At 63.2% G+C, this 12,951-nt stretch carries 14 protein-coding genes; 4 read left to right on the forward strand and 10 right to left on the reverse strand.

The features are described from left to right. Window positions 1-228 precede the first annotated feature (228 nt). Complete coding sequence (locus HPY65_17250) at window positions 229-1,122, reverse strand: MBL fold metallo-hydrolase (GenBank protein ID NPU86228.1); 894 nt, start codon at window positions 1,120-1,122, stop codon at window positions 229-231. Window positions 1,123-1,381: 259 nt separating this feature from the next. Here HPY65_17250 and HPY65_17255 point away from each other — a divergent pair, with 259 nt between their 5' ends. The 4 genes from HPY65_17255 (at window position 1,382) to HPY65_17270 (ending at window position 3,702) form a co-directional block, all read left to right on the forward strand. Then, window positions 1,382-2,278 (forward strand): fused MFS/spermidine synthase, encoded by an 897-nt coding sequence (locus HPY65_17255; GenBank protein NPU86229.1) that lies wholly within the window; start codon window positions 1,382-1,384, stop codon window positions 2,276-2,278. Window positions 2,279-2,326: 48 nt separating this feature from the next. Continuing rightward, on the forward strand, window positions 2,327-2,953 hold the full coding sequence (locus HPY65_17260; protein ID NPU86230.1) for a fused MFS/spermidine synthase: 627 nt from the start codon (window positions 2,327-2,329) through the stop codon (window positions 2,951-2,953). Between the two features lie 234 nt (window positions 2,954-3,187). Further along, window positions 3,188-3,388 (forward strand): cold-shock protein, encoded by a 201-nt coding sequence (locus tag HPY65_17265; GenBank protein ID NPU86231.1) that lies wholly within the window; start codon window positions 3,188-3,190, stop codon window positions 3,386-3,388. A 104-nt stretch (window positions 3,389-3,492) separates the two neighbouring features. Further along, complete coding sequence (locus HPY65_17270; GenBank protein ID NPU86232.1) at window positions 3,493-3,702, forward strand: hypothetical protein; 210 nt, start codon at window positions 3,493-3,495, stop codon at window positions 3,700-3,702. A 7-nt stretch (window positions 3,703-3,709) separates the two neighbouring features. On the opposite strand, the gene HPY65_17275 is transcribed toward HPY65_17270, so the two are convergent. The 9 genes from HPY65_17275 to aroC form a co-directional block, all read right to left on the reverse strand. Then, the gene (locus HPY65_17275) at window positions 3,710-4,558 is read right to left on the reverse strand and encodes a tryptophan synthase subunit alpha (protein NPU86233.1); all 849 of its coding nucleotides are present in this window, start codon (window positions 4,556-4,558) and stop codon (window positions 3,710-3,712) included. After that, a complete protein-coding gene (gene trpB, locus HPY65_17280) occupies window positions 4,539-5,753 on the reverse strand; it encodes a tryptophan synthase subunit beta (protein ID NPU86234.1) in 1,215 nt (404 codons plus the stop codon). Before trpB ends, HPY65_17275 begins: the two co-directional genes overlap by 20 nt. Further along, on the reverse strand, window positions 5,750-6,478 hold the full coding sequence (locus tag HPY65_17285; protein NPU86235.1) for a phosphoribosylanthranilate isomerase: 729 nt from the start codon (window positions 6,476-6,478) through the stop codon (window positions 5,750-5,752). Before HPY65_17285 ends, trpB begins: the two co-directional genes overlap by 4 nt. After that, a complete protein-coding gene (trpC, locus tag HPY65_17290; protein ID NPU86236.1) occupies window positions 6,475-7,260 on the reverse strand; it encodes an indole-3-glycerol phosphate synthase TrpC in 786 nt (261 codons plus the stop codon). Before trpC ends, HPY65_17285 begins: the two co-directional genes overlap by 4 nt. Beyond that, complete coding sequence (trpD, locus tag HPY65_17295) at window positions 7,260-8,270, reverse strand: anthranilate phosphoribosyltransferase (GenBank protein NPU86237.1); 1,011 nt, start codon at window positions 8,268-8,270, stop codon at window positions 7,260-7,262. The genes trpC and trpD overlap by 1 nt, the downstream gene beginning before the upstream one ends. After that, entirely contained in the window at window positions 8,264-8,854 is a 591-nt protein-coding gene (locus HPY65_17300) for an aminodeoxychorismate/anthranilate synthase component II (GenBank protein NPU86238.1), read from the reverse strand. Before HPY65_17300 ends, trpD begins: the two co-directional genes overlap by 7 nt. Continuing rightward, window positions 8,851-10,356 (reverse strand): anthranilate synthase component I, encoded by a 1,506-nt coding sequence (gene trpE / locus HPY65_17305; protein NPU86239.1) that lies wholly within the window; start codon window positions 10,354-10,356, stop codon window positions 8,851-8,853. The genes HPY65_17300 and trpE overlap by 4 nt, the downstream gene beginning before the upstream one ends. Before the next feature lie 777 nt (window positions 10,357-11,133). Continuing rightward, the gene (locus tag HPY65_17310) at window positions 11,134-11,880 is read right to left on the reverse strand and encodes a prephenate dehydrogenase/arogenate dehydrogenase family protein (protein ID NPU86240.1); all 747 of its coding nucleotides are present in this window, start codon (window positions 11,878-11,880) and stop codon (window positions 11,134-11,136) included. Between the two features lie 11 nt (window positions 11,881-11,891). Continuing rightward, window positions 11,892-12,947, reverse strand: coding sequence for a chorismate synthase (aroC, locus tag HPY65_17315; GenBank protein NPU86241.1), 1,056 nt, complete (start codon window positions 12,945-12,947; stop codon window positions 11,892-11,894). Window positions 12,948-12,951: the final 4 nt, after the last annotated feature.

Genomic DNA, 12,951 nt, shown 5'->3' on the forward strand with positions numbered 1-12,951 from the left:
CTGGACAACCTCCTCGGGACGGCCCCGAACTTCATGCTGGGCCTGTTCTTCCTGGCCCTGGTGACGACCATCGGCCGGCTCTACCAGGAGGCCTGGTCCAAGAAGAAGGACGTCTGAGCAAACGCGCCCTGCACGGCGCAGGACATATCGCAACCGGATCTTTTTCTGATCTGTGTTCCTCGAGCAGCCCCGCCGGGTCCCAGCCCAACGGGGCTTTCGAGTCTTAGCTTATCTCCCCTCCGCCACAACCCGGACCTTCGCCTGGAGGTTGATGAGATAGGGGCGCTCCTCCTGGAGGTTCGCCCCCGTCGAGAGGTAGTCCTCCCCGTGAATCCGCCGGACCACGGCATCTCGATCTCCTCCGGAATCATGCAGGAAGCGCTCAATCCGGTCCCGGAATACCCTCGTCTGTTCCAAGGAACGGGCTATGTACCCCCGGGCATCTTCGCCGGTGAGCGTGTAGTAGTGGCTCATCATGATGAGGTCCGGATCCAGGGAGAGAAGCTTCTCGAGAGAGGCCACATAATCCCGGTAGCTCGCCAGGAACTCCGGCTGGATCGTGAAGTTCCTGTCGAAGACCCCGACGGCCTCGCCGGTGATGAGGGCCCTCAGCCGGGGGATGAAATAGCAGACGGAATCCCGGGTATGCCCGGGTGTGGCGATCACCCGGAAGGTCAGGCCGCCGCCGAAGTCCATCTCGTCGCCGTCTTCCAGGATGACGTCAACCTCCAGGGAATCGAACGAGATGTCTTCGCTGCCCACTTGATCCCTGTACAACTCCTCGCAGTTCCCGCTCAGACTACGGATAAGCTCGATGGCGCTCGCCTTCCGCAGGGTCTCTGCCGCCAGGCGGTGCGCTCCCACACGCAGGCCCGGGATATGGCGCTTCAGGTACGGACAGGAGCCGCAATGATCGAAATGGGCATGGGTCAGGCAAACGAACCGGAGCCGGCCGGCATCTCCCAGGCGGTCCTGGAGATCCTTCCGGTAGGTGGGCCCCATGAACGTCATGCCGGCATCGAACAGGACGGGCGTTTCCCCGGCCAGCAGATAGGCCGGCAGGTGCGGCCCTCCAATGGCATAAAGGCCTTCGGCCAGTTTCCCCTCGCTTTTGATGATCATGATTCCCCCGTGAAAAGTATTCCCGCTTCCGGCAGCCCCGGCAGACAGTCCGGTGGCCGGCAATAACCACCGTCCCCCGACCGCCGAAGAACGGTGTTTTGCATAGCACGATCAACCACCGTTTTCCACCGGCCTGCGTTTTCATCCTGCGGCGGGGATTTTTCGTCGGAACCGACAATGCCGCTTGACCCGGAAGAGCGGATGGGCAATACAGGACTCTCAGAAATCATTGAGGAGATCAGTCCCCGCCGGCCCGTCCATGAAAACATCCCGATTCCCGTGCCGCCTGTTCGGCATCACATTCTTCCTGCTCCTTCTTCTCGGGACGCCGCAGAAGGTCCCGGCGGGAAACGAGCAGACCCTCTACGAAGGGGATTCGATTTACAACCATATCACGATCCGCCAGGCGGGTTTGAACCGCTGCATGATCTTCGGGCGTCATCGGGACCAGCGCCAGACCTGCATGAACATCCCACGGCCCGATGAATCCGTCTTCGAATACACCGCCATGATGTTCGTCGGGTTTCAGTTTCTTCCGGACACCCGGAGTGTCTGCCTCATCGGCCTCGGGGGAGGCTATATCCCGACGGTGTTCCGCATGCATCTGCCCCAGGTCCGTCTGCAGTCCGTGGAGGTGGATCCGCTGGTGGTCCGTCTCGCAAAGGATTACTTTCATTTTCAGCTTGCCGCGGGCCATGCCCTGTCCGTCACCGACGGCCGGCAATATCTTCGGAGAAATCCCGGGAAATTCGACCAGATCTGGATCGATGCCTTCAATTCCGATTACATCCCGGCGCACATGACGACAAAGGAGTTCCTCGAACTGTGCCTTTCGAGACTGACGCAAAATGGTGTCGTCGTCCAGAACGTCCACAACTCGAATCAGCTCTTTGACGCCCAGGTAACGACTTTCCGCAGCGTCTTCCGCCATGTCTACGTCTTCGAGGGAACGAACAGCAGCAATTCCATCATCGTTGCCACCCGGGCCCCCCTGTATCCGCCGCCCCGGCTCTGCGGAGAGCGTTGCAGGAGCCGGATCGGTCCGATCGACCTGATCCGGGAATCCCGGAAATTCGACCCGAATCCCAGAATCCGGAAGGAAAAGATCCTGACAGACGACTATAACCCGGCCAACCTTCTCTTGAATCGAAGATAACAGGAGATCGAAGGATCGCCGGATAATCCCTTTCAGTAAGGACGCATTATGGGACTCGCATACTTTGCGTTTGCATTGCTTCTGTTCACATTCGGATCGGTCATCATGAGCCTCGAGATCCTCTCGTCAAACCTGATGTCCCCATATTTCGGAGGCTCTGTGTACATATGGGGCAGCATCATCAGTTCCTTCATGGTCCATTTTTCCATTGGATATGTCCTGGGCGGTTACCTGGCGAAACGGGCCTTCAAGGTTTCCTTTTTCGCCGTCCTCCTGATTGTCAGCTCGGCCTGGGTACTATTCATCCCCCTGCTCCACGCCCCCGCGTGCAATTTCATCGCCGACCGGATTGTCGATGTCCGCGCCGGATCGCTCGCGGCCATGAATATCCTCTTTTTCGTTCCCATCACGATCATGGCCACGGTATCACCTTACATCATCGGAATCCTGACCCATTATCACCGGGATTCGAGTCTGACCGCCGGTCTGGTCCTCTTCCTTTCGACCTTCGGCTCCTTCGTGGGGACAAACCTGACGGCTTTCTTCCTGATCGACTGGTTTCCCGTATCGAGAATCGTCACCGGGTTGGGCTGGATATGCCTGGCCGCGTCACTGCTGGTCCTTTCTTTCCGGCTGGACAGGAAACTCGGCCGCGCCTCCCGTATCCGCCTATAGGAGAATATTTTTTAAAAAAATCTTGACATCCATAGAGGATCATACTACGGGGACGGACAATTCATAGAACGTGTCCGCCAGGTACGGTTGTTCTGCCGACACGGAAAAAGTTGGATCGAAACATTTGAAGCGCAGAGGTTGGCCACCGTGCTCTTCTTAAGAGTCCAGGTGGCTTTTTATTCTGCCCTCGTTCCATCCGACTTTGGGAAAATTTGAGAAAGGAGGGTGCAAACGATGGCAGAAGGAAAGGTGAAGTGGTTCAACGAGCAGAAAGGCTTCGGGTTCATCGAGAAGGATGAAGGCGGCGATGTGTTCGTCCATTTCAGTGCGATCCAGGGCACTGGCTTCAAGACGCTGGTCGAGGGTCAGCGTGTGAGTTTCGATGTCACGCAGGGCAAGAAAGGCCCCGCGGCGGAAAACGTAAAGCCCCTGTAAGCATTAATCCAAAAGCAAAGAAGCACTCCCGTGCCGGGTTCGGCGTTGGGGTGCTTCTTCTTTTTATGCCTTCCAAAACCAAAGCAACAGCCAGGGGGTAATTCATGGTCCGATCCAAATACACATTTCAGAAGCGGGAAAAGGAAAGAGCACGTCAGAAGAAACAGCAGGAAAAGGTTGCCCGCCGGATCGAAGCGAAGGAGTCCAAGGCCTTGGCTCGGGCAGAAAACCCGTCGGAAGATCCTGATATCGCCGGTATCGTTCCCGGGCCACAGCCGCTGCCTGAGCAGTGGGATGACGGCAGCAATCAATAGCTGACGGTCAACTCCATCTTCTCTTCTCCAAACCGCCCGGTCCCTCCTGCCGCTTTCCGTCGATGGCTTCCCGGATCTCCCGGACAAAGGAAACCGCTGTCTTGACCAGATTAACGCTGCCTGCATTTTCCCTGATCAGCCGGACCAGCGCACTGCCGACAACGATGCCGTCGGCCAAGGGCGCGATACCGGCTGCCTGCCCGGCCGTGGCAATGCCGAATCCGGCGACGATCGGCAGATCCGTCTCCTCCCGGATCCTTTCCAAATCGCGCCGGACATCATCCGGCCGCGGTGTGCTCGTGCCCGTCACCCCCGTAACGGAGATGGCATAGACGAAACCCGTCGCCCGGCGAAGGATCGTCCTTGCCCGCTTCGTGTCCGTCGTCGGTGCAACGAGCGAAATGAAGGCCAGGCCCGCCGGATCTGTGAACCGTCTCAACTCTCCAGTCTCCTCGAAGGGGAGATCGACTACGAGAAGCCCATCCACGCCCGCGGCGGCGGCATCCCGGGCAAACCGCTCGACTCCGTAGCTCAGGATGGGATTGAAATATCCGAACAGCACCACGGGAATGTCGGACCGCCGGCGAAGGGAATCGATCCGGTCGAGAATCCCCGCCAGGGTTGTCCCCCGCTTCAGCGCCCGTTGGGACGCCGCCTGGATGACCGGGCCGTCGGCCGTGGGGTCGGAAAATGGAACCCCTATCTCGAGGATATCGACTCCGGCGGCCTCCAGGGCCAGGGCCAGCGCCTCCGTCGTCTCCAGATCCGGATCCCCCGCCGTCAGGTAGGCCACAAAAACCTTTCGTCCCTCCGCTTTTCTTCGGGCAAACGCCTTCTCAATGCGTCCCACGAGCATCCTCCTTTTCCTGTCTTCCGGCCATGACTTCCGCATCCTTGTCCCCCCGTCCGGAAAGGTTGACGATCATGATCGAGTCCTTCCCGAGCGTCGGCGCCAGGGTCATGGCATAGGCGACGGCATGGGCGCTTTCCATGGCGGGGATGATGCCTTCCAGCCTGGACAGCCGTGAAAAAGCCGCCATGGCCTCCCGATCAAGGACGGCGACGTAACGGGCGCGGCCGCCGGCATGAAAAGCGCTGTGCTCGGGGCCCACGCCGGGATAATCGAGCCCCGCGGCAATGGAATGGGCGTCCCGCACCTGGCCGTCTTCGTCCTGCAGCAGGAAGGTCTTGTTTCCATGGAGAACGCCGATCCGGCCGGCGGTGATGCTGGCGGCATGCATCCCCGTCTCCAGACCCAACCCCGCCGCTTCGACACCGATCATTTTCACCCCGGGATCGTTGCGGAACGGATAAAACAGTCCCATGGCGTTGCTCCCTCCGCCGACGCAGGCCACCAGCAGGTCCGGCAACCGCCCTTCTTTCTCCATGATCTGCCGCCTTGCCTCGCGGCCGATGGCGCTCTGGAAGTCGCGGACCATCATCGGGTAGGGGTGGGGACCCGCCGTCGTGCCGATTACGTAGAAGGTATCCCGGACAGTGGCGGTCCAGTACCGCATGGCCTCGTTCATGGCATCCTTCAGCGTCGCCGTGCCGGAGGATACGGGAACGACCTCGGCCCCAAGGATCTTCATACGGTAAACGTTGGGCGCCTGCCGGCGGATGTCCTCCTTGCCCATGAAGATGCGGCACTCCATGCCGAAGAGGGCCGCCACGGTGGCCGTGGCCACGCCGTGCTGGCCCGCCCCGGTCTCGGCGATGACCTTTCGCTTGCCCATGCGCCGGGCCAGGAGGGCTTGCCCCAGGGTGTTGTTGATCTTGTGGGAGCCCGTGTGATTCAGGTCTTCCCGTTTCAGGTAGATCCGGGCACCGCCGAGGGACTCCGTCAGGCGGGAGGCAAAATAGAGGGGCGTCTCCCGGCCGCCGTAGTCCCTTTGCAGCATCCTGAATTCCCGCCGGAACTGCTGGTCCCGCCGGGCCTCCCGATAGGCCGCTTCCAGTTCGTAAAGGGCCGGCATGAGCGTCTCCGCGGCGTAGCGCCCCCCGAAGGGGCCGAAATGGCCGCGCCGGTCCGGCTGCCTGTTCGTCTTCATGGCTTGTCCTTTCTTGTTCCGGGAACATCGAAGCTTCCGCGGTCTGCCCCGGGAAACAAACGACAGAAGATCGCGGGTCCGTCTTCGTCACCCGACTCCCCGGCCTCCCGGTCGGCGGCCCGGACGATGGCGATGATCCGCCGCATCCGTTCATGGTCCTTGATTCCCAGGGCGGTCTCGATGCCGCTGTTGATGTCCACCGCCCGGGGTCGGACGGCGGTCAGGGCCTCCCGGATGTTGTCCTCCCGGAGTCCCCCGGCGAGGACAAGGGGAAAGGCCCGCCCCAGCGCGGCCGACAGGGTCCAGTCGGCGGTGCGTCCGGTCCCGCCGCGGCGGTCCGCATCCCGGCCGTCGGCCAGAAAAGCCTTCACCGGATAGGCGCCCAGCACGCTGATGTCCATGGATGCCGCGGGCCACACGGCCCTGATCAGCCGCTCCCGGGAAAACCGGCGGCAGTATTCCGGCGGTTCGTCGCCGTGGAGCTGGATCATGTCCAGGCCGCAAGTCCCGGCGATATCCTCCACGAATGTGGCGTCCTGATTCACGAAGACACCTACGGTGACGATCCCCCTGGGCAGTCCGGCCCTGATCCGCCGGGCCTGCTCCGGGGAAACGCAGCGGCGGCTCGGCGGATAGAAGATGAACCCCAGGGCGTCGGCGCCCGACCGGGCGGCGCACAGGGCATCTTCCAGGCACGTGATCCCGCAGATCTTGATCTCCGTCATCGTCCCATCAGCTCCTTCAGTTTCATCGTCGGATCGGGGGCCTTCATCAGGGCCTCGCCGATCAGAAAAGCGTGCACACCCGCAGCGAGAAGGCGCTCAATATCGTCCCGGGTTTGGATGCCGCTCTCGCTGACGACCGTCATGCCCGCCGGCACCCGGGGCGCCAGCTCCAACGTCGTCGTCAGGTCCGTCCGGAAGGTGTCGAGGTCGCGGTTGTTGATCCCCACGAGAACGGCCCCGGCACGGAGGGCAAGGTCCAGCTCCCCGCCGCCGTGGACCTCCACAAGGGCGCTCATGCCCAGCGAGGACGCCCGGGAAACGTACTCCCGGAGCCGGTCCTCCTCCAGGATGCGGGCGATCAGGAGCACCGCATCGGCCCCCAGGAGCCGAGCCTCGACGATCTGGTACTCGTCGATGACAAAGTCCTTGCGCAGGACGGGGAGGCCCGCCTCCCGCCGCACCTCCGCGAGATGGACGCCGGCGCCCTCAAAAAACGTTTCGTCCGTCAGGACCGAGAGGGCGGCCGCCCCGCCGCTCTCATAGGCGGCAGCAATCTCCCGGGGCCGGAAGTCCTCGCAAAGGCGGCCTTTGGAGGGGGAGGCCCGCTTGATCTCGGCAATGATCGCGCAGGGATTCCTGCGCAGCGCCTCCCGGAAATCGCGCACGGGCGGAGCCCCGTGAAGGGAGCGCTCCAGGACCTCAAGGGGCGTCCGTGCCTTCGCGAGGGCCACTTCCCGTTTTTTCACCTCCACGATGCGGTCGAGTATCACGGGACACCTCATCAGGCGTGGCTCATCTCGATCAGGGCCTGGAGCTTCTTCACGGCCGCGCCGTCGTCGATGCATTCCCGGGCGACAGCGGCTCCCTCCTGGACCGTCCCGGCCTTCCCGCCGGCGACGATGGCAAAGGCGGCATTCAGCACCACCACGTCCCGGCAGGGTCCGTGCTCTCCCGCCAGGACGGCCCGGACGATGCGGGCGTTGGCTTCGGCGTCTCCGCCCACGAGGGATTCGGGGGGATGAATCTCCCCGACGATATCCAGCGGGTTGAAGTTGTAGGTCCGGACAAGGCCGTCCTTCAATTCCGAAACCCTCGTCTCTCCCGTCACCGTGACTTCGTCGAGCCCGTCCAGGCCGTGAACGACGAAGGCTCGCTTCGTCCCCAGGTTTTTCAGCACCCCCGCGAAAGTCTCCGTGAGGTGGGGATCGTAGACGCCGATGAGCTGGGCCGTCGCGCCCGCCGGGTTGGTCAGGGGACCCAGCATGTTGAAGATCGTCCGGATTCCCGTCTCGCGGCGGGGCCCGGCGGCGTACTTCATGGCCCCGTGCAGGCGGGGGGCAAAGAGAAAGCCGATGCCGATCTGCTGGATGCACTCCTCGACGACGTCCGGCTCCGCCTCGATGTTGACGCCCAGGGCCTCGAGAACGTCGGCGCTGCCGCAGCCGCTGGAGACGGCCCGGTTGCCGTGCTTGGCCACCGTCAGGCCCGCAGCGGCCGCGACAAACGCTGCCGTCGTGGAAATGTTGAAGGTGTTGCTCCCGTCGCCGCCGGTGCCGCAGGTATCGACGATGACGCCGGACCGGGCGTCGATGCGGGTCGCCTTCTGCCGCATCACCCGCGCCGCCCCCGTCACCTCCTCGACCGTCTCTCCCTTCATGCGAAGGGCCGTAATGAAGGCACCGATCTGGGCGGGCGTCGCCTTGCCCTCCATGATGGAATCCATCGCGGACATCATCTCCCCTTCCCGCAGGTCCTCCCGACGGACGACCTTGTTCAGTACCTGCTTCAGCATGGCAGTTCCTCCTTCCGAACGTATGTTTCGAGGAAATTCCGGAGCATTCGCTTCCCGTTGGGCGTCAGGATCGACTCGGGGTGAAACTGGAGCCCCTCAACGGGAAACGTCTGGTGCCGGATTCCCATGATTTCGCCCTCCTCCGTCTCGGCGCTGACGGCCAGGCAGTCCGGGAGGCTTCCCCTCTCGACGATAAGCGAGTGGTACCGCCCCGCCGTTATGGGATTGGGCATCCCCCGGAAGGTCGTTTTGCCGTCGTTCACGACGGGGGATGTCTTGCCGTGCATGACGCGCCCCGCCCGGACGACCCGGCCTCCGAAGGCCTGCCCGATGGCCTGGTGGCCGAGACAGATGCCCAGGATGGGGATCTCTTCGTGGAAGCGTCGGACGACATCCAGAGTGATGCCCGCTTCTTCCGGGGTGCAGGGACCGGGGGACAGAACGATGGCCTCCGGCGCCATGGCCTCGATCTCCTCCAGGGTCGTCTCGTCGTTCCGCCGGACGACCACGTCTTCGCCGAGCTGGCCCAGGTATTGGACCAGGTTGTAGGTAAACGAATCGTAATTATCGATCATCAGGATCATTTTGCACCTCCATTCAGTTGAAAGCCGTTCTCCGCCAGCGCGACGGCCCGGAACATCCCTCCCGCCTTGTGCAGCGTCTCCTCGTATTCGCTCCGGGGGTCCGAATCGGCGACGATACCCGCGCCCGCCTGGACCGACAGCATCCCGTTCTCCAGCATCATCGTCCGGATGGTGATCCCCAGGTCCATGTTGCCGGTGTAACTGATGTACCCGACGGCGCCGCCGTAGGGTCCCCGCGGGTATTTCTCCAGCTCGTCGATGATCTCCATGGCCCGGACTTTCGGCGCCCCCGTCAGCGTTCCCGCCGGGAAGGCCGCCCTGAGGACGTCGAAGGCGTCCCGCCCGTCGTCCAGCTGGGCCTGGATGTCGGAGACCAGGTGCATCACGTGGGAGTAACGCTCCACGGCCATCAGCTGGCTCACCTGGACGCTCCCTGTCCGGGCGATCCGCCCCAGGTCGTTCCGTCCCAGGTCGACGAGCATCACATGCTCCGCCTTCTCCTTCGGGTCCTGGAGCAGTTCGTCCGCCAGGCGCCGGTCCTCCTGCTCTGTGGCGCCCCTTCTCCGCGTACCGGCGATGGGCTTCAGCTCGGCGATGCCCTCCTCCAGGCGGACCATGACCTCCGGGGAGGAGCCGATCAGGTGGAAGCCGTCGATCTTCAGGAAAAACAGATACGGAGACGGGTTGACGTACCGCAGGGCCCGGTAGAGGTTGACGGGATCGACGGAGCAGGGCCGCTCGAAGCGCTGGGAGAGGACGACCTGGATGATGTCGCCGGCGACGATGTACTCCTTCGCCCGGACCACCATCTCCCGGAATTCCTCCTCCGTGACGGTCCCTTCAAACGATCCGCCTTCGCCCGCCCGTTCTTGAGGCGGAACGATGGGGGCCGGAGCGGCCTTGAGGCGGGCGATGAGGTCTTCGATCTTCCCGGCCGCCTCGTCGTAAGCCTGCCGGAAATCGGCGGCTCCGTCCGTCCGGGCGCAGGACACAACCTTGAGAGTATGGCGCACGTTGTCGAAGACGAGCAGGGTGTCCGTCAGCAGGAAGACCGCGTCGTCCGTCTCGCCGACCCGACCGGAACGGCGGTCCAGTTTCTTCTCGAAGAAGCGGATCATCCCGTAGCCCAGGAATCCGACGGCCCCGCCGAAGAAGCGGGGGAGCTCCGGGAGACTGACCGGCCGGTATCGCCCCAGGATTTCTTTCAAGACACGCAGGGGATCCCCGTCATGCTCCAGAACGCGGCTGACTCCATTCTCCTCGATGTGAACCTCCCGCCCCCGGACCCGGAAGACCAGGCGGGGCGACGAGCCCAGGAAGGTGTACCGTCCCCATTTCTCCGACCCCTCGACGCTCTCCAGGAGAAACACGTTCCGTTCTCCCCGCAGCTTGAGCAGGGCCGTGACGGGCGTCTCCGTGTCCGCCAGGAGTTCGCGGTACACGGGAATCAGGTTGCCTTCCCGGGCCAGGGTCCGGAACGTGTCGAAATCGGGAAAAATCATGTCGTCGTATCCTCTCTGTCGAAAAATAAAAAAGGCCGCTTTGCGGGCGGCCTTTTCGTTCCATGCAGGACAAAACAAAAAAGCCGCGGGATCCCGAGGGGACCCCGCGGCTTTTGCATGCTATGTCAGTACATCAGCTGCGGACGGACCCCTCTCCTGTGGTCCACCACCACCAGCGATTCAAAGTTGTCATGACACGCGAACGGTTCATGCTCGTTTCCTCTTTTCCAGTCCCTCTAACAGGCCTCCCCCGGCGCCGTCAACCTTTTTTTGCCCTCTTCCCTGTCCAGAAGCAGAAACGGATTTCAAATCCGTACCTCTCCCTCTTCCTTTTCCTTTCCTGGCAGGCTTCCGCTTACCCCTTGCATTGAGCGTATCGGCGCGGGGGCTACCACGGGGGCTTCCGCCGTCGCGGACGTTTTTTCCCGCGATCCCTCGTCGACGGTCCGTCAGGCTGGATGGATGGGAAAAAAGTCCTAATTGCTCCTCTGGAAACCCCCGGTCGCGCCCCCGCGAACGTCGGTCGGGGAGGGGGGATTCCCGGAGCGCGAATAGCGGCTTTTTCGGGGCACCCTGCCGTCGCAGCGAAGCGCCCGCAAAGTCATCTGTCTGAGCACCGTCCGGTGCAAGTTATGACTTTGCAGCGGAGCGAGACGTTGCAGGGTCGAAAAAACGCTTCTGAGCGCGAGGGAAGCCCTTCTCCCGCGAGTTGGGTGCCAGACCGCGGATATTGATAAAATAGAAAAGAGAAAGGAGACGGATTTGAAATCCGCCATCCTACACTCCGCGGCGGAGCCATTCTTCGAGCCCCTCCGCGTCCTCCTCCTCGACAAACCGCTTCAACTGCGCCACCGCTTTCTCGTACGCTGCGATGACCGCTCGGGCGGACGGGTTCTTCGTCACAAGCTCGGCATAAAGCCGCGGGGAGGGACCGAAGACCTTCTCCAGCATGTCCCGCTTTGTCCGGAAGGCCGGCGTCGACATCCGCTCCAGCATCTCCGGGTCTTCCCCCAGGGTCTCCATGGCCAGTCCCATAGCCATCGTGTTCAGGTGGGTAAGCCCCTGGACGACGGCCATGACCCGGTCGTGCCTCTCCGGCGTGGTCTCGACGACCCGCGCCCCGCTCTGCTCCAGGATCTCCCGGAGCCATGCCTTCCCGGATTCACCGCGGCCGGGACAGATCACGACGTTCTGTCCCTTGAGGTCCGCCGCATCGGGTCCGAAGAGGGGATGGCATCCGACGACTTTCGCCGCCGTGGCCGCCAGCATCTCCCGAACAGGCTCCTCCTTGAGGGATGTAAGGTCCATCAGGAGAGCCCCCGGTTTCAGGTGCGGACCGACCCGGCGGATCACCTCCGTCGTCACGGCCATGGGTACCGCCACGACGACAACCGGACATACGGCTGCCAGCTCCGGAAGGGGCGTTCCCGAATCCCGCTCGGAGATGTGGACGGCATATCCCTGGCCGGCAAAGAAACGGGCGAACCAGCGGCCCATCCCGCCCCCGCCTCCGACAATGCCCACCGCACCCTTCCTCATCGCCCGACAGCCCTCTGTCTCAGGAGGTGGTCCGCCAGGACGATGGAGACCATGGCCTCGCAGACCGGCAGGATCCTCGGGATGACGCACACATCATGCCTTCCGCGGACGGCCAGTACAACCGGTTTCCCGAAGACGTCTACGGTTTGCTGCTCCCTGCCGATGGAAGGGATCGGCTTGCAGGCCGCCCGGAGCACGATGTCCTGCCCGGTCGAGATGCCCGCGAGGATCCCGCCGGCCCGGTTCGAACCGAACCCGTCCGGTCCCAGGGTATCGTTGCTCTGCGATCCCTTCATCCGGGCCGCCTCGAACCCGGCGCCGATCTCGACGCCCTTGACGGTCCCGATGCTCATGAGGGCCTTGGCCAGGTCGGCGTCGAGCTTGTCGAAGACGGGTTCGCCGAGACCGGGCGGACACCCCTGGACGATAATCTCCACGACGCCTCCCAGCGAATCCCCGCCTTCTCTTGCCTCTTCCAACCGGGAGGCCATCTGTTCGGCCGCCTTCGGATCGGGACACCGGAGGTCGTTCCGGTCCATTTCTCCGGGCCGGATGTCCGTTGCGGCGATTCCTCCGAGCTCCCTCGTGAAGGCAAACACGCGGATTCCTGCTGGTGCCAGTACCTTTGCGGCCACGGCTCCGGCGGCGACCCGGGCGGCCGTTTCCCGGCCGGAGGCACGCCCGCCTCCCCGATGATCCCGGATGCCGTATTTCTGCATGTACGCAAAGTCGCCGTGCCCGGGCCGGAAGACGTCCCGGAGATCTTCGTAGTCGTGTGACGCGGCGTCCCGGTTCCGGATCAGGAGGGCGATCGGGGTGCCCGTGGTCTTTCCCTCGAAAACGCCGGAGAGAATCTCCACCTGATCGTCCTCCCGGCGGGGTGAAGCCGATGGCGCCCGGCCCGGCCTGCGCCGGTTCAGCCATTCCTGGACGTCATGCTCGTCGAGGGCAAGGCCCGGCGGGCACCCGTCCACGACGGCCCCGAGGGCGGGACCGTGGGATTCCCCCCAGGTTGTGACACGGAATGCGACTCCGAAGGTATTTGCGGCCATGTTT

Source organism: Syntrophaceae bacterium (assembly GCA_013177825.1).
Classification (GTDB): domain Bacteria; phylum Desulfobacterota; class Syntrophia; order Syntrophales; family PHBD01; genus PHBD01.